General features: G+C 29.0%; 23 protein-coding genes. 6 read left to right on the top strand and 17 right to left on the bottom strand.

What is annotated here, in order from left to right:
• Positions 1–5 precede the first annotated feature (5 nt).
• The 15 genes from xseA to rplY form a co-directional block, all read right to left on the bottom strand.
• Positions 6–1169: an exodeoxyribonuclease VII large subunit gene (gene xseA / locus ACOTU8_RS06725; protein WP_422342269.1), complete on the bottom strand. Its 1164-nt coding sequence runs from the start codon at positions 1167–1169 to the stop codon at positions 6–8.
• Positions 1166–1873, bottom strand: coding sequence for a bifunctional demethylmenaquinone methyltransferase/2-methoxy-6-polyprenyl-1,4-benzoquinol methylase UbiE (gene ubiE, locus ACOTU8_RS06720; RefSeq protein WP_422342268.1), 708 nt, complete (start codon positions 1871–1873; stop codon positions 1166–1168). Before ubiE ends, xseA begins: the two co-directional genes overlap by 4 nt.
• A 2-nt stretch (positions 1874–1875) precedes the next feature.
• Positions 1876–3072 carry a hypothetical protein gene (locus ACOTU8_RS06715; protein WP_422342267.1) on the bottom strand — a complete coding sequence of 399 codons (1197 nt, stop codon included), beginning with the start codon at positions 3070–3072 and terminating at the stop codon, positions 1876–1878.
• 45 nt (positions 3073–3117) lie between these two features.
• Positions 3118–3528, bottom strand: a complete 411-nt coding sequence (gene perR, locus ACOTU8_RS06710; RefSeq protein WP_002876900.1) for a peroxide-responsive transcriptional repressor PerR — start codon at positions 3526–3528, stop codon at positions 3118–3120.
• Between the two features lie 85 nt (positions 3529–3613).
• Positions 3614–5461, bottom strand: coding sequence for a 1-deoxy-D-xylulose-5-phosphate synthase (gene dxs / locus ACOTU8_RS06705; RefSeq protein ID WP_422342266.1), 1848 nt, complete (start codon positions 5459–5461; stop codon positions 3614–3616).
• Positions 5454–6284, bottom strand: coding sequence for a flagellar assembly protein FliH (fliH, locus tag ACOTU8_RS06700; RefSeq protein ID WP_422342265.1), 831 nt, complete (start codon positions 6282–6284; stop codon positions 5454–5456). Before fliH ends, dxs begins: the two co-directional genes overlap by 8 nt.
• Before the next feature lie 7 nt (positions 6285–6291).
• Positions 6292–7320, bottom strand: a complete 1029-nt coding sequence (gene fliG / locus ACOTU8_RS06695) for a flagellar motor switch protein FliG (protein WP_422342264.1) — start codon at positions 7318–7320, stop codon at positions 6292–6294.
• Positions 7320–9002, bottom strand: a complete 1683-nt coding sequence (fliF, locus tag ACOTU8_RS06690) for a flagellar basal-body MS-ring/collar protein FliF (RefSeq protein WP_422342263.1) — start codon at positions 9000–9002, stop codon at positions 7320–7322. The genes fliG and fliF overlap by 1 nt, the downstream gene beginning before the upstream one ends.
• Before the next feature lie 51 nt (positions 9003–9053).
• Complete coding sequence (gene hisC / locus ACOTU8_RS06685) at positions 9054–10148, bottom strand: histidinol-phosphate transaminase (RefSeq protein ID WP_422342262.1); 1095 nt, start codon at positions 10146–10148, stop codon at positions 9054–9056.
• Positions 10138–11211 (bottom strand): prephenate dehydratase, encoded by a 1074-nt coding sequence (gene pheA, locus ACOTU8_RS06680; RefSeq protein WP_422342261.1) that lies wholly within the window; start codon positions 11209–11211, stop codon positions 10138–10140. The genes hisC and pheA overlap by 11 nt, the downstream gene beginning before the upstream one ends.
• Positions 11199–11966 (bottom strand): HAD-IIA family hydrolase, encoded by a 768-nt coding sequence (locus ACOTU8_RS06675; RefSeq protein ID WP_422342260.1) that lies wholly within the window; start codon positions 11964–11966, stop codon positions 11199–11201. The genes pheA and ACOTU8_RS06675 overlap by 13 nt, the downstream gene beginning before the upstream one ends.
• Before the next feature lies 1 nt (position 11967).
• Complete coding sequence (gene lysA / locus ACOTU8_RS06670) at positions 11968–13176, bottom strand: diaminopimelate decarboxylase (protein WP_422342259.1); 1209 nt, start codon at positions 13174–13176, stop codon at positions 11968–11970.
• 43 nt (positions 13177–13219) lie between these two features.
• A complete protein-coding gene (locus tag ACOTU8_RS06665) occupies positions 13220–14278 on the bottom strand; it encodes an LptF/LptG family permease (RefSeq protein ID WP_422342258.1) in 1059 nt (352 codons plus the stop codon).
• Position 14279: 1 nt separating this feature from the next.
• Positions 14280–14822, bottom strand: a complete 543-nt coding sequence (gene pth, locus ACOTU8_RS06660; RefSeq protein ID WP_422342257.1) for an aminoacyl-tRNA hydrolase — start codon at positions 14820–14822, stop codon at positions 14280–14282.
• Positions 14819–15355 (bottom strand): 50S ribosomal protein L25/general stress protein Ctc, encoded by a 537-nt coding sequence (rplY, locus tag ACOTU8_RS06655; protein WP_422342256.1) that lies wholly within the window; start codon positions 15353–15355, stop codon positions 14819–14821. Before rplY ends, pth begins: the two co-directional genes overlap by 4 nt.
• A gap of 137 nt (positions 15356–15492) precedes the next feature.
• Here rplY and ACOTU8_RS06650 point away from each other — a divergent pair, with 137 nt between their 5' ends.
• The 3 genes from ACOTU8_RS06650 to bioD are packed head-to-tail and all read left to right on the top strand — an operon-like array spanning position 15493 to position 16721.
• Positions 15493–15834: a DMT family transporter gene (locus ACOTU8_RS06650; RefSeq protein ID WP_422342255.1), complete on the top strand. Its 342-nt coding sequence runs from the start codon at positions 15493–15495 to the stop codon at positions 15832–15834.
• Positions 15834–16148 carry a DMT family transporter gene (locus ACOTU8_RS06645; protein WP_422342254.1) on the top strand — a complete coding sequence of 105 codons (315 nt, stop codon included), beginning with the start codon at positions 15834–15836 and terminating at the stop codon, positions 16146–16148. Before ACOTU8_RS06650 ends, ACOTU8_RS06645 begins: the two co-directional genes overlap by 1 nt.
• Positions 16149–16157: 9 nt before the next feature.
• Positions 16158–16721 carry a dethiobiotin synthase gene (bioD, locus tag ACOTU8_RS06640; protein WP_422342253.1) on the top strand — a complete coding sequence of 188 codons (564 nt, stop codon included), beginning with the start codon at positions 16158–16160 and terminating at the stop codon, positions 16719–16721.
• Here bioD and ACOTU8_RS06635 read toward each other — a convergent pair.
• Positions 16718–16993: a hypothetical protein gene (locus ACOTU8_RS06635; protein ID WP_422342252.1), complete on the bottom strand. Its 276-nt coding sequence runs from the start codon at positions 16991–16993 to the stop codon at positions 16718–16720. The two genes, bioD and ACOTU8_RS06635, sit on opposite strands and share 4 nt — an antisense overlap.
• Positions 16994–17046: 53 nt before the next feature.
• Positions 17047–18330, bottom strand: a complete 1284-nt coding sequence (gene bioA, locus ACOTU8_RS06630; RefSeq protein WP_422342251.1) for an adenosylmethionine--8-amino-7-oxononanoate transaminase — start codon at positions 18328–18330, stop codon at positions 17047–17049.
• A gap of 67 nt (positions 18331–18397) precedes the next feature.
• Here bioA and bioF point away from each other — a divergent pair, with 67 nt between their 5' ends.
• Genes bioF through bioC form a run of 3 tightly spaced genes read left to right on the top strand, consistent with a single transcriptional unit; the run spans position 18398 to position 20831 of the window.
• Positions 18398–19540, top strand: a complete 1143-nt coding sequence (gene bioF, locus ACOTU8_RS06625; RefSeq protein ID WP_422342250.1) for an aminotransferase class I/II-fold pyridoxal phosphate-dependent enzyme — start codon at positions 18398–18400, stop codon at positions 19538–19540.
• Positions 19537–20148: a pimeloyl-ACP methyl esterase BioG family protein gene (locus tag ACOTU8_RS06620; RefSeq protein ID WP_422342249.1), complete on the top strand. Its 612-nt coding sequence runs from the start codon at positions 19537–19539 to the stop codon at positions 20146–20148. Before bioF ends, ACOTU8_RS06620 begins: the two co-directional genes overlap by 4 nt.
• The gene (bioC, locus tag ACOTU8_RS06615; protein WP_422342248.1) at positions 20145–20831 is read left to right on the top strand and encodes a malonyl-ACP O-methyltransferase BioC; all 687 of its coding nucleotides are present in this window, start codon (positions 20145–20147) and stop codon (positions 20829–20831) included. The genes ACOTU8_RS06620 and bioC overlap by 4 nt, the downstream gene beginning before the upstream one ends.
• Positions 20832–20868 lie beyond the last annotated feature (37 nt).

Genomic DNA, 20868 nt, shown 5'->3' with positions numbered 1-20868 from the left:
TATCCTTATAAAATTTTTGCTTCTTTTTGAGAAGTTTGAGAACTTAAAATAACAATATCTTCACTTTTAAGCTCATCTAGACTTACTATTTTACCATTTTTTCTTATACAAATAAACTTTTTACTTTTATCAAAAAAATTCTCATGTTGCAAATAGGCATTTTGCAATTTCTCTAATTTTAATTCATTATAACGCATTTGATTTGCTAATAAATGATTTAATTGCTTTTCTATATCATGGCTTTGCTTTATTTTTTCATCTATTATTTTTGGCAAAGAATTAAATTTAAAAAATTTACTTAAATTTAAAAGTAAATTTTCATAATTTTGCATTTTATGATTCCAAAGTTGTATTAATTTTTCTTCCATTAAATCCAAACTTTGCTCTATATCAAACTTAGAATAAAACAAAGTATCTATAGCAGCTGAAGGCGTTGGAGCTCTAAAATCTGCAACAAAATCACTAATAACATAATCGATCTCATGTCCTATAGCTGAAATTATAGGAGTTTTTACTTTAAAAATCTCTCTTGCTAAATTTTCATCATTAAAACAAAAAAGATCTTCCCTGCTTCCTCCACCACGTGCCATAATAAGAACATCTAAACCCATATCATCAGCTTTTTTTAAAGCTTGTGTAAGAGAAAAAGGAGCATTATTTCCTTGAGTTAAAGCATCAAAAATATAAATTTTTGCCAAAAAATATTCTTTTTGATGAATAAGTTTTAACATATCTTGCAAAGCAGCAGAAGTTTTTGAAGTGATAATGCCTACTTTTTTAGGAAATTTTGGTAAAGATTTTTTAAAGCATGGATCAAAAAGTCCTTCTTTTTGCAAACGCTCCTTTAAAGCCAAAAACTGTACTTCCAAATCCCCAAAACCTGCTTTTTTCATACTAGTAGCGATGAATTGATAACGACCACTTTCAGAGTATAAACTCACACTACCACAAAGTTCTAACAAATCACCCACTGTTGGCTTAAATCCAACTTTTAAATTAGCTCCTTTAAACATGACACAAGCTATACTTGATCTTTCATCTTTTAAATCAAAATACCAATGTCCTGAGCTATGCAAGGTGATTTTTGAAATTTCTCCACTTAAAACTATATCATCAAAATGTGTTTCTAATAAAGCCTTTGCTTTAAAATTTAATTCTGTTGGTGTCATAGTTTTTTTGCTATAAACATTGAACTCACGCCAAAGCTAAAACTTTTATAATCAAGCATTTCAAAACCAGCATTTTTAAGCTCTAAGATGAACTCTTCCTTGCTTAAAAATCCTTCAATAGAATTCGGCAAATACTCATAAGCGCTTTTATTTTTACTAATTATCCCACCTATACTTGGTAAAATATTTTTAAGATAGAAATCTCTACAATCTGCTATAAATCCACCCTTTTCTCTTTTTGTAAATTCCAAAACTACCAAAATACCATCTTTTTGAAGTACTCTAGCAAATTCACTTAAGGCTTTTTGTCTTTCTACAACATTGCGAATACCATAACTAATACTTAAGATATCTAAACTTTGATTTTCTAAAGGTAAATTTTGTGCCTTTGATTCTATAAACTCAACATTTGGAAATTTTTCTTTTGCAACATTTAGCATACCACTACTTGGATCAATGCCTTTAATATTTAAAATATTTTTTTCCATTTTTAAAGCACTCTCTTGCCAAATCTCTATCATATCCCCTGTGCCACAAGCAATATCAGCGATTTTTAAATCTTTCTTTGAATATAAACTCATTGCTCTTTGACAAGCTTTTTTACGCCATGCCACATCAGCACCAAAACTTAAAATTCTATTAGCTTTATCATAGGTAGGAGCAATTTGATTAAACATTTCTATAATTTTTTCTTGTTTTTGCATTTTTATCCTTTGTAAATTTTCAAATTTTTACTCGATTTTTTAAGCAATTTGCAAAATTTATTTTTATTATTGATTATTTTGGAAAAAATATTTTTATCCCTATCTTTACAATATTTTTCATAAAGTTTGTTTAAATTTTTTATCTCTAAAAAACGATAAAAATATTCTAAAAATATTGCCAATTCAAAAAAACTATTTTCAAAAAGCTCTAAATCAAAATTTTTTAGTATATTTTTTCTAAATAAAATAATTTTTTTTCTAAGTTCTAACGCAACAAGTTGTTTAAAAAATCTATCTTTGCAATCGCCTTCATAAAAAGAATTTTCTTTTATAAAAAAATCAAAATCATTAAACAAATCTTGGATTTTTTCATCGCTTAAAAATAGTAATAAATCTTGATTTGAATTTTCACTTGCTAAAATATCTTGAGTTTTTTTCATTATATCTTTAAACTTTAAAGCCAAAATATTACTCAAATTTTTATCTAAAATAGTATTCATACTTGATAAAACTATATACAAACTTCTTGAATAAAATAAAAATTCACATAAACTTTGCTTATCTTTTCTCTCTAAAGATAAAGTCCAATAAAATTTTAATTTTTTAAATAAATAAAATAAAAAAATTCTAAATCCATCATAAGCATTAATATAATTTGGAAAATCCAAGCTAAAATTCTGATTTTTTTCTATAATTTTAAAACATTTCTCTATATCAAAATTTTGATATTCAAAACCATATAAAACGATATGTTTAGAATTTAAATCATGATGCAATTCTTTTTGAATTTTAAAATCTTTAGGAATTTTAAATTCATTAGAACTATCCAATGTTGGAAAAAATATTTTTAAAATACAAATTTTAGGCTCTTCATAAATATCAATATAGGTTTTTAAAGAACAAAATTTAAATTCAAAACGTTCTTTTTTAACACTCTTTCCTATAATCTTTTTTCGAGCTTTTTCAAATTTTTTTTTAGAAATTTTTTCTTCTTGATTTTGCTCTAAAATTAAATTGTTAAATTTTATAATTTTATAAAATTTATTACAAAAACTTTGAAATTTAACACTATAATTTGGGGTTATTTGAGTATAAAAAGTTTCAAATTTAGAATTTCGAAAAGGTATATTATCTTTTTTTAAATTCTCTAAAAGAGTGTAATCAGATAGTAAAAAGCTTTTTTGAATTTCATAAACCATTAAAATAACCCTTAAAATATATGGGTTATTTTAACCTTATTTTGCTTAATGACACTTTTTACAACTATCAACATAAGCACAAACAGACAGATGATTGACGAGATTGCCTATCTTTTTTTCTAAATGCTCTTGATATTCATAAAGCTTAGCATCTTTAAAACTTAAATCCTCTATACCACCACATTTAGTGCAAACTACATGAATATGTTCTTCTTCATAAATATCGTAACAAGTTTTTTGATTTAAAACATTGATTTCAACAACTAAACCTTGTTCTTGTAAAGTATTAAGATTTTTATAAACCGTCGCTAAAGAGATTGAAGGGTATTCTTTTTTAATTTCTGTATACAATTCATCAATATTAGGATGCTCATGCCTTTTTAAAATTTTTAAAACACATAGTCTTTGCGGAGTAGCTTTTAACTCATGTTTTTTAAGCATTTGTAGTAATTCCATTGTATTTATTCCTTGCTTTTTTAAGTGGAAATAATAATAAAATTTTTATTAAAAGAAGTTTATATTAAATAATATTTTTTATTATTTAATGATAAAATTTTAAAACTTTTATCAACAAACTATTGACATCTTTTTCTAGTTTTTTTTCCACCTCACTTGTTTTTCCATGTTCAATAAAATTGTCTTCATATTCAAAGCTAACAACTTTTTCATGCAAATCATATTTTTGTAAAAAATTATTAATTAAACTTTCTATACCACCAATTTTAACATTTTCACTAAAAATAAACCAAATTTTACTTTTTTTAGCAAGCTCACACAAAAGCTCTTCATCTAAAGGTTTAGCAAAAATTAAATCGATCAAATTAGCATTATTATTCATTTCTTGCAAGGCTCTTAAAACTTGCCACGCTTTTGCCACACCTTGTCCATAACCTAAAAAAGCAATTTCACTATTATTTTTTACAAGCCATTGTGCCTTACCAAGTTTTATCTCACAAGGACTAAATTCTTTATCTAAAATAAAACTTCCTCTAGGATAGCGAAAAGCAATAGGTCCTTGATGTAAATAAACGTATTCCATTATATTTTGCATCATTTGTTCATCTCTTGGAGCTAAAAGAGTAAAATTTGGCAAAGGAGCTAAAAAACTAACATCAAAAACACCTTGATGCGTCTCTCCATCTTCACCTACTATTCCTGCTCTATCCATAGCAAAAACCACATTTAAATTCATAATCGCACAATCATGGATCACTTGATCATAAGCACGCTGCAAAAAGGTACTATATATCACAATAAAAGGCTTAAATCCTTCTTTTGCCATAGCTGCCATAGAAGTTACCGCGTGTTGTTCTGCAATAGCTACATCCCAAAAACGAGTTGGATACTTTTCTATAAGTTTATCAAGACCTGTTCCACTTGGCATAGCTGCTGTAACTCCAACGATATTTTCATACTTTGAAGCTAAATCGAGCAAATTCTTAGAAAAAATTTCAGTAGCAGATTTTTTAGTATCACTTTTTTTAACACTCTCTCCACTATCTATATCAAAAGCTCCTACACCATGCCATTTAGCATGTTTTCCTTCAGCTAAAGCATAGCCTTTACCCTTTATGGTTTGAGCATGTATCACACAAGGCTTTTGCATAGCTTTTGCTTGTTTTAATGCAGAAATAATTTCACCTAAATTATGTCCATCAATAGGCCCTATATATTCAAGCCCTAATTCTTCAAACAAAAGCCCAGGAGTAATAAGTTTAAAACTCTCTTCAAAACGCTTAGCCATATAAGTAGCACTATTAGGCAATAAATCTAACATTTTAGCAATACGCTTTTTAAAACTTTGATAAAACTGCGTTGCCATAGCTTGAGAAAGATACTTTGAAATCGCTCCAATTGGTTTTGAAATACTCATTTCATTATCATTCAAAAGTATCACACAAGGAAATTTAGAATCACCTAGTTCATTCAAAGCTTCATAGACCATACCCGCGCTTAAAGCTCCATCTCCAATTAAAGCTATAGGAGTACGTTTCTCGCCTTTTAAAGCAATAGCTTTGCAAGCACCTACAGCTAAAGAAATAGAAGTACTTGAATGTCCAGCTATAAAGTAATCCCCTTCGCTAGGTTTTGTATAACCACTTAAGCCATTGATCTGTCTTAAAGTATCAAATATTTCTTCTTTTCCGCTTAAAAGCTTGTGTGTATAAGACTGATGTGACACATCAAAAATAAAAGGATCTTTTTTTGCATCAAAAACCAAATGCATTGCTATACTAAGTTCTACAGCGCCCAAATTTGAACTTAAATGCCCACCATTTTTACTCACAACTTGTATGATTTTTTCACGTATAGATGCTGCTAAATTTTCTAATTCCTTTAAACTTAGTCTTTCTAACTCCTCTTGACTATATGCAAATTTTTTACTCATTATTTACCATTTTTTTAATTTTAGTTAGACGAGAATTAAGATTAGATTCTATATTACCTGCATCGCTTATAATAATAACACTTCCCTTACTAATCGCATCATCAAGACTTATTTTAATATGAGCATTCTGATCAAATTGCTCTTTTAAATACTCATAATCCTCTGCATTAACCTTAAGCTCAATTGCACTAGCACCTTTAAGCTCGCCGATTAAATCTTTGGCCAAAGCATAAGCTATTTTGCTAGAATTTAGTTCAAGTTCTTTCAAGATCACTTCTTTAGCGATATCTATAGCAGTATCTGCTAGTTCTTTTTCATTTTTTTCTATGAAATTTTCAAGATTTTCGCAAGCATTATCGAGTTTGGCTATACTTTTTAAATATTTATCTTTAAAATCACTCAATTCCTTTTGAAATTCCTCTTTGGCCTTTTCATAACCTTCTTTAATAAACTTTTTTTTAGCATTCTCAAGTTCTGAATTTAAGCGATTATTAAATTCATTCTCTTGGCTTTCTATTTGCATTTGAAGTTTAATAATATTGCTTGACATTTCATCTGTTTTTTTAAGTAAATCTTCAACAAAGCTTGGCTGAAATGTCGGAATTTGAGTTTCCATAACAGCTTGTGTAGAAGCAATGGCTTGATTTTCTTCGACTGGTTTTTCGTCATTTAAAGATATATTAGCATTTTCTTCATCTGAAGTTTGAGTATGTTTTTTTTCACCTGTATGATTATCAAATTCTGAAATAACTTTAAAACGATATCCTTCAACAACATGCTGATTAGAAGCTCCACCAGAAATAACATTACTACGATTAACCATCTCTTACCTACTCTATCATTTCATCCGCATCGCCTGTTTGCACAAGTCCTTGTTCTGCAAGTTTTTGCACCACTTCAACAACCTTTCTTTGCGCATCTTCAACATCTTTAACACGCACAGCACCCAAAAAACCCATTTCTTCAAGAAAAGCTTCACTTGCGCGTGTAGACATATTGGCTAAGAATTTTTGCTTTAATTCCTCACTTGCACCTTTTAAACCTATCATTAAATCACGTTTATCAGCTACTTTTAAAATTTCTCTTATAGCTTGAGTGCTAAGTTTTTGTATATCATCAAAAGTAAACATTAATTCTTTAATTGTTTCAGCCAAACGCTCATCACTTTGCTCAATATAAGTAATAGTTGATTTGCTTGCTTTTTGCCCTAAACGATTAAGCACTTCAGCTACAGCCCTTGGACCACCCACTTCAACTTTATAAGAAGTAAGACTTTCAAGCTTGCTTTCAAGTACTGCAGAAACCCTTTTAATAATACTTGGAGAAATATCACCAAGATTTGCCATTCTTATAACTACCTCAGCTCTTAATTCATCGCTAAAATACTCCAAAGTTTCTGCTGCATGAATAGAATCCATATGAGCTAAAATAAGAGCAATAGTTTGCGGATGCTCTTTAGTGATAAAATCTGCAAGTTGCTGTGGTTTAATTTGTGCTAAATAAGCAAAATTTTGATTATTCTCCATGCTCTTAGTGAGTTTTTCAAGAATTTTATTTGCAATTTCTGGACCAAAGGTACGAAAAAGTATTTCTTTAGCATATTCTAAACCACCGCTTTTAATATATTGATTTGACTGAAGCAAGGTATAAAATTCTTCTAAAACTGCAGTAGCCACAGATCTATCAACATTTTTAGCCATGGCAATGTAACGTGAAATTTCTGTAATAACATCAATTTCCATATGCGAAAAAATAGAAGTTGTTGCATCTTCACCAAGTTGTATAAGAAATATCGCCACCTTTTCAGGCATAGATAAATCATCATAAACCATTTTTTGTTCTTCGCTCAGCTTTATCATTACATATCCTTTTCGCCAAATTCACTATCATTTTGGATTAAGTTTTGCAAAAGTGCCGCAATTTCTTCGCCTTTATCACTCACCAAACTACGTAATTTTTCAAGTAAAACTTCATATTGAATGGAATCTTCATTAAAATTATCTCCAAAACCAAGTTGTTCTTCAACTTTTTTCTTAGCCGCATTAAATTTTTCTAAAGCATCTTCAGCATCATCTAAAACAACATTTGGACCTTGTTGTATTTCTTCTTGAGCTGCAACATCTTCGAGCATTTTTTGGGTAAATGGAGCAATAACTTTTTTATAAAAAATAAAAAGTAAAACCGCTGCAATAAAATATTTAACCGGTGGAATAAATGGTTCAATAAAACGATTATAAAAAGTTTTAACTTTACTTTCAACTCTAATTGACTCACGATGAAACGGTAAATTTTGAACCACAACACTATCACCTCTAGCAGCACTAAAATTGATAGTATTTTTAACTATACTCTCAACACTTGCAAGCTCTTCTTTAGTCAATGGGACATATTCGCTTTTTACATTTCCATTTTCATCAACCACATCTTGATATTTTCCATCTATAGTAACAGCTGCTGAAGTGCGTAAAACTGTTGCAAATTGTTTTTTAGTATTTGTGATAGTTTTAGAAAGTTCATTATTTGTAGTAACTTGATTTTTTTTATAAGTATCAATTTGACCCTTATTATCAAGTCCTTCAACAGGACCTATATTAGAAACTGCACCTGGAACACCTTGAATTTCAGGATCTTTTCTACCTGTTCTTTCTTCATTTAATGTTTGCTCACTGCGCACTATAGGATTTGGGTCATAAATTTCACTTTGAGATTCTTGCTTGGAAAAATCAAAATCTATATTTACACTTACTTTTACCTTATCCATACCACCCGCAAAAGGGGCTAAATTTTCTATAATTTTATCCTCTAAAACTTTTTCTTGATCGCTTTTAAATTTAATTTGTGCACGAACCAAATCATCTTCGTATGCTTCTTGTTCATCTAAAGGCACACCACTTTGATCACTAATTTTTACATTTTCTTTCGTGAGTTTTGGAACAGCAGCTGAAACAATATTTTTTATACCATCAATTTGCTTTCTAGTCAGTTTTAAACCTTCGCGAACATTTACAACAACTGAAGCAGTAGGTGGAATTTGTCTTTCAGTAAAAACACTATCTTTAGGAAAGGCTATATGCACAACAGCACTACGTATAGGCTCTAAAGTTTCAATAGTTCTTGCGAGCTCACCTTCAATAGCTCTTTGATATTTCACCTTTTGTTCTTCATTTGTAGCTCCAAAAGCTTGAGTATCAAAAGCTTCAAAACCTACGCGACTATCTTTTATAAGTCCTTCACTTGCAATAAACATTCTTTGACGATAAACTTGATCTTGTGGAACTAAAATTTTATTTTCACTTTCTAATTTATAAGGAATATTATTTTGTTCAAGTTTAGCTACAATTGCAGCAGAAGAGCTTGGGCTTACATTTTCAACTAAAACTGCATATCCATTATTTGCATTACTACCACTTCCACGAAACAAAGCTAAAAATACCAAAAATCCAACTACTACCACAATAGATGCAGCAATCACTATACGCTGCTTACGAGTTAAATTTTGATAAAGCTGCCCAATTTGATGAAGCATATTTTTAAAATCCATTAATTCTCATCCCTTAGTTTAGCGAATTTTCATATATTTTTTGATTTTTATCTATTTTAAAATTTTATCAAATTCTGTAAAAAATCTTTCATTTTCATAAGATGTTCCTATAGTAATGCGTATAGCATTTAAACCATAGCTTTTTAAATTTCTTATTATTATACCTTTTTTAAGCAATTTTTCAGACAAATCTGTACTATTTTTTTCATCAAAAAAATAAGTAATAAAATTTGTATAACTATCAATGGTTTTGATATTGTATTTTCTTGCAAATTCATTATAAAGATTCATTTGAGAAAAATTATTCTCTAAAGTTCTTTTAGTAAATTCATTATCATCTAAAGCCGCAACAGCTGCTTTTAAAGCAAGATTATTTACATTAAAAGGAGCGCGAAGTTTATAAAACGCACTAATAATATGATCGCTAGCTATACCATAACCGATACGCAATCCCCCTAGTCCATAAAGCTTAGAAAAAGTTCCCAAATAAAGCACATTTTCAAATTCTTTAATTAATTCACAAGGTTCTAAATGTTTTTTGTCATCTTTAAAACTTGCAAATTCATTATAAGCTGCATCAATCACAACTAAACAATCCTCATCCACACCTTTAATAAACTTGGTCACTTCACTTGCATCCAAACACTCGCCTAAAGGATTGTTTGGTAAGCATAAGAAAATAAGTTTAATTTCATCTTTGTGCATTTCATAAAGTTTTTTAAACTCATTTAAATCATGAGTAATACTTTGAGTTTTATAGCACTTTGTACCGCATTGTTTGGCATAAATTTCATACATTGCAAAGGTAACTCCAGCTTGCAAAAAAGCATTTTTAGAATTTAGCTTAGAATGTATAGCAAATTCAATCACTTGATCACTACCTGCACCGATGATGATATTTTCATTTTGAACTTTGTATTTTTGAGCCAATTTACTTTTAAGCTCTATCATACTATCATCAGGATAAAGATGAGCTTTATTTGCATTTTGTCTTAAACACTCTACAGCTTTTGGTGGCGTGCCAAAAGGATTTTCATTACTTGCTAATTTTATCACTTCTTTAACGCCATATTCTTTAGCAATAAGTTCTATATCTTTACCTGGCTCATAATTATTTAAATGATTTAAAAAGTCATTAAATTTCATCTTTTTCTCCTGATAAATAAGATCCAAGCCAAACAATTTCTTCTATATCTTTTAAAGCTTTTTGAACATTTTCATCATCAATATGCCCTTCAAAATCTATATAAAAACTATGTAAAAATTCTTTTGATTTTACAGGACGAGATTCAAGCTTGGTAAGATTAATATTTTCTTTTTTAAACTGCTCTAATAAAAAACTAAGCCCACCAGGTTTATGTGCTGCGTGTGCCAAAATAGAAGTTTTGCAATTAGGCATTTTAGGATTTTTAATATCACTTAAAATCAAAAATCTTGTTTTATTTGCTGCATTATCTTCTATTTTATCAAAAAGCACGGGTATATTATAAAGTTTTGCTGCTATTTTAGAACAAATTGCTGCTGCATATCTATCTTGAGAAGCTAAATAAGCTGCATTAGCTGTAGATTTTGAAGGTATAAATTCTATAGTACTTAGCCCATGACTTTCTAAAAATTTACGACACTGGTTATAGCCTTGCGGATGTGAATAAATATGTTTTATTTCTTTTAAATTTTCATTAATTCCTACAAAAGAATGATGAATATCCATATAAATTTCACCAAAAATTTTAAGCTCGTTGTATTTACCAAGACAATCCAAAGTAATACCTACTGCACCTTCTGTATTATTTTCTATAGGTACAACTCCATATTTTGCTTCTTTATTGCTTAATTCCTTAAAAACATCTTCAATATTAGCCAAAGCTATGTAACGACTCATCGCACCAAAACGACTCCTTGCTGCTTGATGTGTATAAGTTCCTTCAGGTCCTAAATAAGCTATAGTTTGAGGCATTTCTAAATTTCTTGAAACAGCAAAAATTTCTTGGTAAATCGCTTCTATAGCATTTTGATCTAAAAGTCCTAAATTAGCGTTTTTTAAACGATTGATAATGGCTCTTTCACGTTCAGGACGATAAATAGTTCCTCCACTGCTTTGCTTAAGCTCGCCTATACTTTTAACATAAGTCATTCTTTCATTTAAAAGCTCTAAAATTTTATTATCAACCATATCAATCTTATTTCTAAATTCTTCTAAATTTGGCATTTTAGCTCCTTTAAAAACTCAAAAACACTAGGATAAACTCCATCAAGTAAATCCGTATCAAGCTCTTTTATATTGCTTATCTTACCACTTAAAACTAGCAAGGTTTTCATGCCAAGTTCTTTTGCCTTAAGCAAGTCTCCTTTAAAATCATCACTAATGATTTTAATATCTTCAAAATTAACATTTGAATTTTGTTTTCTTATCAAATTTAAAGCTTCTTTATAAAAAGCAATGCTAGGCTTGCCTACAACCTCGTATTCAAAATCAATAGCATTTTTAAGCATAGCCATAATGCTACCTACACCAGGATAAGGCTTGCCATCTTTTTTATAAATACTAGTTTCGTGCATAGCTATAAACTTAATTTCTCTTCTAGCCAATTCTATCATACTAGCAAAATCTTTAAATTTAAAATCATCATAACTAGCTACAAGCACAGCACTAGGATTTATAAAATCAAGCTCAAAACCAAGATTTTCAAGACTTTTTACAAACTCATCTGCACCAAAAGCCGCAACTTTACAGGGTTTTAAAATGTGTTTTAAAACACTAAAAGGATCAATATAAGCATTTTCTTTTATAGCCAATCCTTTTTGCTGTAATCTTTGCAAAAAATCAAGTTTTTTTGTATTGTTGGTAATAATAATATAAGGAAGATTTTTTTTATTTAAAAAATCAATCAATTCTTTAGCACCATGGATTAAACTCTTATCATGATCAGAAATTAAAGTCCCTTGAACATCTAAAAAAAACATTTTAAGCCTTTAAGAATTTCTCTTCTAAAGCAATCTGATCTTCAAAATTTTCTCTTTGACGAATCAATCTTACCTGTCCTTCTTCAAGGGCTAATTCACAAACTTTATTACGAGTATTGTAATTACTACTCATGCTAAAACCATAAGCTCCAGTATTTTTAACAACCATAATATCACCACTTTGTGTGCTAGGTAAAGACCTTGCTTTAGCAAAAAAATCCCCACTTTCGCAAATTCCACCTACAACATCACACAAACTTTCTTTACCTTGACTATAAGGTAAAACTATCTCATGATAGGCCTCATATAAACTTGGACGTATAAGATCATTCATCGCTCCATCTACTATAATAAAACGCTTAGTCTTATTTTGTTTTTCATAAAGCACCGAACAAACAAATTCACCACTTTTAGCAACTAAATACCTTCCAGGTTCCATTCCTATAGTTAAATCAAGTCCATGAAGTTGTGCTAATACACCTTGTGCGTAATTATAAAGATCAATTTCACATTTATCTTTTTCATAAGCCACTCCAATACCACCGCCTATATCAAAAAATTTAAGATCGATTTGAAAGGCTTTTAACTCTCTTACAAGTTTTGCAACAATTCCCGCTGCTTCATGAATGGGAGAAATATCTAAAAGTTGCGAACCTATATGAAAATGCACTCCAACGGGATCTAAAAAAGATGAATTTTTTGCATAAAGATACATTTTTCTTGCTAGATCAATTTCAACACCAAATTTATTTTCATTCAGTCCTGTAGAAATATAAGGATGAGTTTTTGCATCAACATTTGGATTAACACGAATACTGATTCTTGCTTTTAGATTAAGTTCTTTAGCCACACTTTCTAAAAGCATCATTTCAGCTTCACTTTCAAGGTTGATATATAAAATATCATATTCTAAAGCAAATTTTAATTCTTCCTTAGTTTTTCCCACTCCGCTAAAAATAATCTTGTAAGCTTTTGCCCCTGCTTTTAAAGCACGCTTTACCTCGCCTATACTCACGCAATCAAATCCACTATCTAAATTTGCAAGCATTTGTAAAAGACTAAGATTTGAATTAGCCTTTACAGCATAAAAAATTTGAGATTTTCTAGCCTTAAAAGCATCCTTGAGATTTAAAAAACGCTCTTTTATCAAATCAAAATTGTAAATATAAAAAGGAGTGTTAAATTCTTGCTTTAATCGTTTATAATCCATCTTTTGCCTTTAATTTTTATAATTTTACTACACAAAACTTAATTTATCGATGTTTATAATACATATAAGCACTTAAACAAGCTAAAATTATAATAGGTGTTACAATACCAATTTCACTTGCTATTACACTATTTTCACTTAATCTAGTAAGCAAAAACAACACCCCCCAAATCATCAAAGTTACCACAAAAGCCACAAAAGCCACAAAAGCAAGATTAAAAAATCTTGCTATTATAGGAAAAAAATAGTACATAATAAGCATTAAAAATGGTGCAAAAAAAGGAGTAAAGATAAATTTATAAAGATTGATTTTAAGAGCATCTATATTAACATTTTGGGCCTTAAAAAGCTTAAAACTTTCAAATATATCAGATATGGAATAATCACTATTACTAGCTACTCCTTCTATGATCTTTGGTTTAAAACCATCGAGTGATTTAAGCTGAGAAAAATCTTTTAGCTCTAAACCAACACTAGCAAGTTCATAGTTTTTGGGTAATAATGTAATATTACCATCTTTTAAAATCCAACTTTCACCTTCAAATTGGGCATTTTTAGCACTTACAAAAGAGCTTAAATTTAAATCATTGATATTAAAAATTTTTATATTTTGAGCACTATTTTGTCCATTGTTTATCTTCGAAATATAAACAAAATTATTATTAAATTTTAAAAATACTTCTCCACTTTGATTCATAATAGTGCCATTTTTTAAAATATTTCTCTTATAATCATTTGCATAAGCAAAAGAAGTAAAATTTAAACCTATATAAACACAACAAAAAAACAAAGCCCATAAAAAAGGAAATAAAATAACATAATTTCTGCTCAGTCCTAACGCATAAAGACTTACAAATTCATTTGCCCTAATCATAGAAATCAAAGAAACTACCAAGGCAAAAATCAAAGAAATGGGTAATACATAAGGCACTGCTGAAAAAGACAAAAATATAACATAAAGCAAATCAAGATTGGCAGCTTTTGGTAAATCTTTAAAATTTAAGAGCAAATCAATACCGCAATAAAAACCAAGTAAAGAAAAAAATATAATAAAAAAATTTTTTAAATAAATCCCTGAAATAAAACGAAAAAATATCCACATCTTAAGCCTTTAGGCTATATTTAGATGATATAAAAGATAAATCATCATTTTTAATAAGCTCAAGCAAAGCTTCCTTGGCATGTTTTAAAACCTTGCTTAAGATTATTTCTTCTTCTGGTTTAAATTTACCTAAAACATGGGAAATCACATTTTCACCCTTTCCCACTCCTATACGCACTCTTTCATAATCATTTCCACATAAATTATCTATACTTTTAAGCCCATTATGTCCACCACTTGAACCGCCTTTTTTAAAGCGCAAGGCTCCTAAATTTATATCTATATCATCATGGATAACTATCATTCTTTCGCATTTATAAAAATCATTCACTGCTTTTACACTAAGTCCTGAATTATTCATATAAGTACTAGGTTTAAGAAATAAAGAAGAACCTATTTTAAAAAGTTCTCCTTTAAATTTAGAGTTTGTAAGATTTGTAAAATTGCTTTCTTTTAAAAGCAAGTCAATTAGCATAAAACCGACATTATGGCGAGTATTTTCATACTCTACGCCTATATTGCCAAGCCCTACGACTAAAATCATCTAGCTTTTTCTACGCCTACAACCGCTACTCTATCAGCATCTATTATAGTTACTCCCGCAGGAACTACAACATCACGAACAAGTAAAGCATCACCTACATCGAGTTTGCTTACATCAAGTTCAAAGAAATTAGGCAAATTTTCAGCCGCACATTTTACTTTTAACCTTCTTTTTGATTGGATTAAAACACCTTTATTTTTAAGACCTATAGCTGTTCCTGTAATTTTTACTGGAACCATATACTTAGAAACTACACCTTTTTGTGCAACTTTTAAATCTACATGTTTAAGTTCTGCAGTTACAGGATCTTTTTGATAATCCACAACTACAACACTTAAAGTTTTTGAACCCACTTTTACATCAAAAATTAAAGTAGTTTTTTTACGAACTTCTCTAATAAATTCATTCACTTTAAAAGCAGCATTAATGTTTTCTAATCCTTTTCCATAGATGTTTGCGATTAGATAACCATCTCTTTTTAAAGCTTTAGCAGCTTTTCTACCGATACTCTCTCTAACGATACCTTCTAACATCTTTTATCCTTTCTGAAAAAATAAGCTTTTATTATATCTAATCTTGGCTTATGGAAAAGTAAATTTATACTTTGTTTTAATTTCTTTAAGCTATAATTTGTTATGCAAACATTTAATATTAAATTTAAGGCTTACACGTGAATAAAAAATTTAATATCAATATAGCTTGGTTTTTAATAATCTTAGGTGGAATTATAGAATGCTTTTGGGTGAGCGGACTTAAGTACTCTACAGAAATTTGGCATTATATTCTAACAGCCATTGGAGTTTGTATTTCTTTTACTTGTTTTTTAAAAGCTTGTAAAAGACTTGAAGTAAGTATTACTTATAGTGTGTTTGTAGGTATTGGTACTATTGGAGTAGTTTTAAATGAAATGTTTATTTTTAATGAGCCTGCTTCCATGGTTAAACTTGTACTTATAGCAATTTTACTTTTAAGCATTATAGCCCTTAAATGGGTAAGCAAGGAAACTAAGTAATGGAATGGTTTTATCTATTTTTAGCTACTGCTTGTGAAATTTTTGGTGTAGTAATTATGAAAAAGCTCGTAAGCACTAATAATAAACTTTATCTTCTAGCCTTAATTGTGTGTTTTGGATTTTCTTTTGCTTTTTTAAATTTAAGTATGCAAAGTATTGCTATGAGTGTAGCTTATTCTATATGGACAGGAGCTGGAACTGCAGGTGGGGTGATGATAGGAGTATTTTTTTATAAGGAAAGTAAGAATTTTTTAAAACTTTTTTTAATTGCTGTGATTATTGCTTGTACAGTAGGTTTAAAATTTCTTTCTTAGGTTTAAATAATGAAAATATATATTAGCGGTATAGATACAGGTGTTGGTAAGACTTATTTAAGTGCTAGAATTTGTAAAAAATTAGGCTTTGATTATTTTAAACTCATTCAAGCAGGAACCCCAACAGATAGTGAGTTTATTACAAAATTTAGTCCAAAAACAAAGATTTTTAAAGAGGGTGTTTTTTTACAAACTCCCGCTTCACCACACAAAGGTAGGATTTTAGAAAATTTAAGCTATAAAGCTTTTGATATACAAATTCCACAAAGTAATAAACTCATCATTGAGTTAGCTGGGGGACTTTTTTCTCCTATAGATGATGAAAAAACTATGATTGATTATATAAGCAAGTTTAAATATCCTACTATTTTGGTGGCTAGAACTTATTTAGGAAGCATCAATCATACACTTTTAAGCATAGAAATTTTAAAACAAAGAGATATAAAAATCCTTGCCTTAGTGCTAAAAAGTGAAGATCATTTTAGTAAGGATTTTATAAGCAAATACACAAAAATTCCTATCATAGAATTTGATGATAAAGTATGTGAAAATCTTTCAAAATTTATTGTTTAAGATGTTCTTGGTTTTGGTGGAAATTTATTTCTTATATACTCCTTACCTTCGTTAGTGATTGTTAATTCATTTTTATTTTCGTCATAAAGCATATACTCTTTGTATATATAACTTGTTTGATTGTCTCTATTAGAAATAACATTATTAACATTTTGGAAATCATATATCCCACCAAGCAACTGCTCGATTTTTGTTGTGTTTAATGTTTCTTTTTTATAAAGAAGCATTAAAACTAATTCATCAAAAAAAGCATTTTGATTAATTTCTTTCATTTTAAACATCCTTATTATTAAGAATTTCTAACATAATTATACCAAAATAAACACTAAATTTCCTTAAAAATCTGCTCTAAACTCTCTACTACATAAACGATTTGTTCTTTTGTGATGATGTAAGGAGGCATAAAATAAATCGTATTTGCTAAAGGTCTTAAAAGCAAACCTTTTTCTAAGGCTTTTTGAAATACAAAAAGTCCCACGCGTTCGTGTTTATGGCTTAAAATATCAAAAGCACTGATCATTCCACAAGTTCTAAAATTTTCTAAAAAATCAAATTTTTTAAGTTTTGAAAATTCTTGCTGGATAAAGGTACTTAAAATTTGATTTTTTTCTAAAATATTTTCATTTTCAAAGATATCTAAAACCGCATTAGCTGCTGCACAAGCTAGAGTGTTTCCTGTATAACTATGAGAGTGTAAAAAGGCTTTTTGTTCGCTATAGGGTGCATAAAAGGCATTATAAATTTCATCCTTTGTAAGTACTACAGAAAGAGGCATAAATCCTCCTGTAATTCCCTTTGAAAGACAGATAAAATCGGGGCTTTGTTTACATTGATGCAAAGCAAACAAAGTTCCTGTGCGTCCAAAACCCACTGCAATTTCATCAAAAATCACTTGCACATTAAAAGCATGGCAAAGTTTAATCGCTTCATCGATAAATCTAGCTTCATACATATGCATATTTCCCGCACATTGCACCAAGGGTTCGAGTATAAAAGCACAAATCTCATTTGAGCGTTTTTCTAAGATATCTTTTAAAATTTCAAGCTCTTTAGTATAATCTTTACCTTGCGGCACAGGAGTGCTTAAACACTCTAAAAGCAGGGCTTTGTAAGTATCTTTATAAAGTGCAACATCGCCCACACTTAAAGCCCCTAAGGTTTCACCATGATAGGAATTGCTTAGGGATAAAAATTTATTTTTTTTCAAACCTTTATTTAAATGATAATGAAAACTCATCTTAAGTGCTACTTCAATGGCACTTGAGCCGTTATCTGCATAAAAACATTTATTAAAATCACGTCCCACTTTTTCACAAAGTCTCGCAGAAAATTTGATGATAGGTTCATGTGTAAAACCTGCTAAAATCACATGTTCAAGCTCATCGACTTGTTTTTTGATGGCATTTGCGATTTTTTCATTACAATGACCAAAAAGATTTACCCACCAAGAACTCACACAATCCATATAAGCCTTATCATCAAAATCATAAAGCCACACTCCTTTTGCTTTTTTTATAGGGATTAAAGGTAAGGTTTCGTGATCTTTCATTTGTGTGCAAGGGTGCCAAATGTGTTTTAAATCGAGATTTTTTAAGATTTGATTTTGCATTATAACTTCTTTTTTAAAAATATTTTGGCAAAATAATACTTTAAATTTTTAAATTTACAGGAAAAAAATGAAGCTCGAAAAAATTTTGCAAGATCTAGAACAAAATCACAATCTAAGAACTCTAACACCTTTAAAACATGAAAATAAATTTGTTTATAAGCAAGATCAAAAGCTTTTAAATTTATCAGGAAATGATTATCTTTATTTGGCATCTTCTAAAGAGTTAAAAACTGAGTTTTTAAACACCCTAAAAGATCAAGATTTGTTTTTTTCAAGTTCGAGCTCAAGAAGCTTGAGTGGAAATTTTGAAATTTATGAAGAATTGGAAAGTTTTTTAAAGACTAAATTTAAAGATAAAGAAATTTTACATTTTAATAGTGGTTATCATCTAAATATCTCTTGTATAGCAGCACTTTCTGGAATTTCTAAGACGCTTTTTTTAGTCGACAAACTCATTCACGCAAGTATGATTGATGGCTTAAGGCTCGGCGGGGCTGATTTTTTTCGTTTTCATCATAAAGATATGAATCATTTAGAGAGTTTAATCCAAAAACATTATGACAAATATGAAAATATCATCGTTTTAAGTGAAGCTTTGTTTAGTATGGATGGAGATTTTAGCGATTTTAAAACTTTATGTGATCTTAAAAAGCGTTATGATAAAATCAAGCTTTATATAGATGAAGCACACAGCGTGGGTTGTTTTGATGAAGAGGGTTTGGGGCTTGTTAAAAAACTAGCCTTAGAAAATGAAGTAGATTTTTTGGTTTTTACCTTTGGAAAAGCCCTTGCTTCCATAGGTGCTTGTATGATATGTGATGAAAAATATAAAAAATTTTTCATCAACAAAGCTAGAGCTTTTATTTATTCTACAGCTTTGCCACCTATTAATGTAGCTTGGACACAATTTATTTTTAAAAAAATGCCTTATTTTAAGAAAGAAAGAGAAAAATTAGAGCTTTTAAGTACTTTTTTTAAAAGCAAATTGCAAGAAAAAAATCACACTGTTTTAGGCGATGCTTATATTATTTGCTTGCTTTTAGGTGAAAATAAAAAAGCCTTAGAAATTTCACAAAAACTTGAAAAAGCTGGATTTTTTGCTCCCGCGATCAAAGAGCCTACTGTACCAAAAAATACCGCTAGAATCCGTTTTTCTTTGCATGCAGAACTTAGCATAGAAGAACTTGAAAGGATAATAGAATTTTTATGAAATATGAATTTTTATGTAAAAACCCTAATTCAAAAAAGCTTATAGTGATATTTGGGGGATTTGCTTCACATCCTAGTCATTTTTCGCATTTAAAAAGTGATAAAAATGTGATTTTATTTTATGATTATGAAAATTTTGATTTGAATTTTGATTTCAAAGCTTTTGATGAACTTTTTTTAATCGCTTTTTCTATGGGGGTTTGTATAGCCAATAGACTTTTAAAAGAGCTTAATTTTAAACAAAAAATTGCCATAAATGGCACAAATTTAGGCATAGATAAATCAAAAGGAATTCATCCTACAATTTTTAAAAAAACCCTGCAAAATTTCAAATTAGAAAATTTTAAAGAGGCTTTATTTAAAGAACGCAAAAGCTTAGCCAAAGATTTTATTTTTAAAAATGAAAAAGCTTTGAAAATAGAACTTGAAAGACTTTTTGACTTTGCTTTAGCAAAACAAGAAGAAAATTTGCTTTGGGATAAGATTTATTCAAGTAAAGAAGATGAAATTTTTCCACCAAATGCCTTGAAAAATAATTTTAAAAATTTGATTTTTTTAGATGAACCGCATTTTGCTTTTTTTCATTTTAAAATTTGGGATGAGCTTTGAATTTTTTAAAAGCAAAAGATTATGAAAAACATGCAAAAGTGCAAGATTTTATGGGTTTAAAACTTTGTGGAATTTTAAAAGATTTAAAAATTTCACATTTTGAAAAAGTGTTTGAATTTGGTTGCGGTAGGGGTGAATTTAGCAAAAAACTTCAAAATTTCATTACTTTTGATGAGTATTTAAAAAACGATATTTTAAATTTTAAAGAAAATTCTAATATTTTAATTTTTGATATGAACGAAATTGCAAAACAGGATTTAAGTAAAGAGAAATTTGATCTTATTGTCTCAAATGCAAGTTTGCAATGGCTTGATTTAAAACAAATCATACCAAGTCTTAAAGATATGCTTAATCAAAATGGCATTTTACTTCTTTCTACTTTTGCAGAACAAAATTTAAAAGAAATCAAGCAAAGCACGGGTTTTGGTTTAAATTATATTAGCTTAAATGAATTAGAGCAAATTTTTAAAGCCTATTTTAATGAAGTAAAAATTACTCAAGAACTTGTAGAATTAAGCTTTAATAATGCTTTAGATATTTTTAGACATTTAAAATTAAGCGGAGTAAATTCTTTAGGATTTTATCCTTTAAATAAAAGCTTTTTAAAAGAATTTGAAGAAAAATTTCAAAACAAACTCACTTATCATCCTGTATTTATTTTATGCAAAAATGATATAAAATAAATTTTTTGTGTTATAATCCAAAAATTGAATTTTTACA

This window comes from Campylobacter jejuni (genome assembly GCF_049221745.1).
In the GTDB taxonomy this organism is placed as follows: Bacteria; Campylobacterota; Campylobacteria; order Campylobacterales; family Campylobacteraceae; genus Campylobacter_D; species Campylobacter_D jejuni_E.
Note: the sequence above shows the minus strand (reverse complement) of the source record. Positions and strands in the feature narration are given on the sequence as shown.

Coding starts and splice junctions, on each gene's coding strand:
- hisC (WP_422342262.1), bottom strand. CDS start 10,148: ATGAAATTTAATGACTTTTTAAATCATTTAAATAATTATGAGCCAGGT.
- ACOTU8_RS06645 (WP_422342254.1), top strand. CDS start 15,834: ATGGAATGGTTTTATCTATTTTTAGCTACTGCTTGTGAAATTTTTGGT.
- fliF (WP_422342263.1), bottom strand. CDS start 9,002: ATGGATTTTAAAAATATGCTTCATCAAATTGGGCAGCTTTATCAAAAT.
- ACOTU8_RS06665 (WP_422342258.1), bottom strand. CDS start 14,278: ATGTGGATATTTTTTCGTTTTATTTCAGGGATTTATTTAAAAAATTTT.
- xseA (WP_422342269.1), bottom strand. CDS start 1,169: ATGACACCAACAGAATTAAATTTTAAAGCAAAGGCTTTATTAGAAACA.
- ACOTU8_RS06715 (WP_422342267.1), bottom strand. CDS start 3,072: ATGGTTTATGAAATTCAAAAAAGCTTTTTACTATCTGATTACACTCTT.
- ACOTU8_RS06620 (WP_422342249.1), top strand. CDS start 19,537: ATGAAATATGAATTTTTATGTAAAAACCCTAATTCAAAAAAGCTTATA.
- ubiE (WP_422342268.1), bottom strand. CDS start 1,873: ATGCAAAAACAAGAAAAAATTATAGAAATGTTTAATCAAATTGCTCCT.
- dxs (WP_422342266.1), bottom strand. CDS start 5,461: ATGAGTAAAAAATTTGCATATAGTCAAGAGGAGTTAGAAAGACTAAGT.
- perR (WP_002876900.1), bottom strand. CDS start 3,528: ATGGAATTACTACAAATGCTTAAAAAACATGAGTTAAAAGCTACTCCG.
- fliH (WP_422342265.1), bottom strand. CDS start 6,284: ATGGTTAATCGTAGTAATGTTATTTCTGGTGGAGCTTCTAATCAGCAT.
- fliG (WP_422342264.1), bottom strand. CDS start 7,320: ATGATAAAGCTGAGCGAAGAACAAAAAATGGTTTATGATGATTTATCT.
- lysA (WP_422342259.1), bottom strand. CDS start 13,176: ATGGATTATAAACGATTAAAGCAAGAATTTAACACTCCTTTTTATATT.
- pth (WP_422342257.1), bottom strand. CDS start 14,822: ATGATTTTAGTCGTAGGGCTTGGCAATATAGGCGTAGAGTATGAAAAT.
- bioA (WP_422342251.1), bottom strand. CDS start 18,330: ATGCAAAATCAAATCTTAAAAAATCTCGATTTAAAACACATTTGGCAC.
- rplY (WP_422342256.1), bottom strand. CDS start 15,355: ATGTTAGAAGGTATCGTTAGAGAGAGTATCGGTAGAAAAGCTGCTAAA.
- ACOTU8_RS06635 (WP_422342252.1), bottom strand. CDS start 16,993: ATGAAAGAAATTAATCAAAATGCTTTTTTTGATGAATTAGTTTTAATG.
- pheA (WP_422342261.1), bottom strand. CDS start 11,211: ATGCCAAATTTAGAAGAATTTAGAAATAAGATTGATATGGTTGATAAT.
- ACOTU8_RS06675 (WP_422342260.1), bottom strand. CDS start 11,966: ATGTTTTTTTTAGATGTTCAAGGGACTTTAATTTCTGATCATGATAAG.
- bioD (WP_422342253.1), top strand. CDS start 16,158: ATGAAAATATATATTAGCGGTATAGATACAGGTGTTGGTAAGACTTAT.
- bioF (WP_422342250.1), top strand. CDS start 18,398: ATGAAGCTCGAAAAAATTTTGCAAGATCTAGAACAAAATCACAATCTA.